Origin of the sequence: Cryobacterium sp. Y11 (assembly GCF_002929535.1) — a bacterium.
Taxonomy (GTDB): domain Bacteria; phylum Actinomycetota; class Actinomycetes; order Actinomycetales; family Microbacteriaceae; genus Cryobacterium.
The window spans coordinates 1-2,296 of the sequence record NZ_PJJO01000015.1; the positions used below are offsets into that span (position 1 = coordinate 1).

Annotated in this window: 3 protein-coding genes; all 3 read left to right on the plus strand. The window is 58.1% G+C overall.

What is annotated here, in order from left to right:
• The first annotated feature begins 190 nt into the window (after positions 1-190).
• The 3 genes from CXY75_RS00135 (at position 191) to CXY75_RS00145 (ending at position 1,935) form a co-directional block, all read left to right on the plus strand.
• Positions 191-607 (plus strand): DUF3846 domain-containing protein, encoded by a 417-nt coding sequence (locus CXY75_RS00135; protein WP_104080884.1) that lies wholly within the window; start codon positions 191-193, stop codon positions 605-607.
• A gap of 372 nt (positions 608-979) precedes the next feature.
• Complete coding sequence (locus CXY75_RS00140; protein ID WP_104080885.1) at positions 980-1,597, plus strand: ParA family protein; 618 nt, start codon at positions 980-982, stop codon at positions 1,595-1,597.
• Complete coding sequence (locus CXY75_RS00145) at positions 1,594-1,935, plus strand: hypothetical protein (RefSeq protein ID WP_104080886.1); 342 nt, start codon at positions 1,594-1,596, stop codon at positions 1,933-1,935. Before CXY75_RS00140 ends, CXY75_RS00145 begins: the two co-directional genes overlap by 4 nt.
• Positions 1,936-2,296: the final 361 nt, after the last annotated feature.

The window sequence follows — 2,296 nt, forward strand, 5'->3', positions numbered from 1 at the left end:
CCGTGCCTACGCACCGCAGTCTCGGACGCGGTCGCAGGCTCCCTTATTTCGCCCGAGCCTGCGGTGCTTCGCCGCTCCCGCTCTCAATCGATTCTCTCGCCACCAAGGGCAGAAAAACGGTGGACGACTACACAACCAGTGCCCGAGAGCCGGAACCCCGAGCCCTCACCAACTCAGGAGAGAGAATCCCATGACCACCATCCGTAGCGTCAAGATCAACCCGACCGAAACCATCACCACCCTGAACCTGACCCCAGGCAGCATCGGGGCAGACATCAGCGTCGCCATTGGCTGCTCCATGTTCGACGTCGTTGGCCTGGCCGACAGCATCGACTTGTTCGTCGACGATGAAGGAGTCATCAACGGCTCACCCCTCAACCTGCCCGCAACTGTCCTCACCCACCTCCTCGGCAGCCCCACCGTCATCTTCGGTACCGCCATCGCCGTCAGCGTCACCGCCGACGGCGAAACCATCGGCCTCACCGACCGCCAACTCACGAGGATCCAGAAAGCCTTCGCACACAAGCCCGACGACGGCACCATCGACACACTCGTCGACAGCCTCTCCCCCTTCCCCACCATCGTCAGCATGCTCCGCAACATCTAGCCCACAGCCGGCTGGCCCCGAGAAGCCAGCCGGTGAAGGGCCAGTTCTCTCACACTCCCCACGAGGAAGCCGGCAGGGAGACCGGACCAGCAACGCCGGGGTGGACCGCAGGTCCTGTTTGATGCACGTGTGTCTCGGTAAGTGGTCGCGGGACCCGCTTTGTGAGGGTCACTGCTTTACGCTTTCTTACGTAAATACGTAAATACGTAAATACGTAAATACGCATTTACGTAGATACTGACAATCGTGGTTGCGTAAACGCGTATTTACTCAAATACTGTTATACGTGTTTCAGTAAACACGTATTTGTTTAAATCCGTAAATACGCATCTCAGTGTTTACTGAAACGCGTATTTACGCTACGATCGAAATATGAAGGTAATCACGCTCGCAAACCTCAAAGGTGGGTCAGCCAAGACCACCAGCACCGCGCATCTCGCGCACGCCTATGCCGCACAAGGCAAGAGCGTGCTCGTTATCGATGCTGACCCCCAGGGCTCGTCTCTCCGGTGGAGTGAACAGGGGGAGTGGGATATTCCCACCATCGCCCTGCCCGTCAAAAACCTTCACACCCGCCTCGCCGGTATCGTGTCGCCAACGACAGACGTCGTATTGATCGACACGCCGCCACTCGACGAGCACGCCGGCATCGTCTACTCAGCACTACGTGCGGCCGACACCATTATCATCACAATGGCCCCGACCATGCTGGAATTTGAACGCCTCCCCGACGTCTGGGCAGCGATAGATGAGGTTGAATCCCTCCGAGATAACCTCCCTAACGTGGCCGTGCTCCTGAATCGCACGATTACCAACGCCAACTCCACGCCCATGTTTCGAGATTTGATCACCGACAGCGGTCATATCGTTCTCACTACGACCATTCCGCGACGAGAATCGATCGCCCAGGCATTCGCAGCCCCCGTGACAGATCTGGGCAAATACGCCGACGCGGCCCGCGAGATCGATATGTTGGGAAAGATCAAATGACGAGCAAGGCAGAACTAGCGGCCCGAGCGGCCCGCCTCTCCGAGCGTCAGCCAGCAAGCCGTCCGGTCGACGTAGCTGCCGAGTCGCTGGGGGAGTCGCAGACAGCCAAGCCAATGCACAGGGCGGCACCACGAGCTAAGCCCGTGCGGGTGACGACTGACCTTGCCCCACAGAGCTACCGTGGGCTCTTGGCCTACAGTGCAAGGCTTGCGGAGGATCTGGGCCGCGCCAAAGTGCCACACGTCGAAGTAATCCGTGCCCTCATCGCTGAGCTCAATGCCAACCCCGCGCTGCAAGAGACCATCAGCCAAGCTGTTCGTGCCCAACTCAGTAAATAAGTAAACACGTAAATACTGAAACAAAATGCTTTACAGCAAAGCTCGTCATCGCGGGGGCCGGATCCTGAACGAGCCGCTGTGCGGCGCTGTAAGGGCTTTTCGTTTTTACCTGTCTGGCTGGTCATCGTAGCTTCCTTGCGTGTCTGCGTTCCGGGCTTTCGCGGCATATCCTCGCTGCGTTGCGGTATTCCACGACCCGGTACTGCGGCACTCCCGGTCGCTATCGATTTCTCTTGCCAGCCAGGCAAAAAAATTGTTGGTGGAGAGGGAGCAGGCTCATGAGTGAGATGGTGACGGTGTATAGCAAGCCAGCGTGTATTCAATGCACGATGACCTACCGAGCACTCGACAAAGCAGGTGT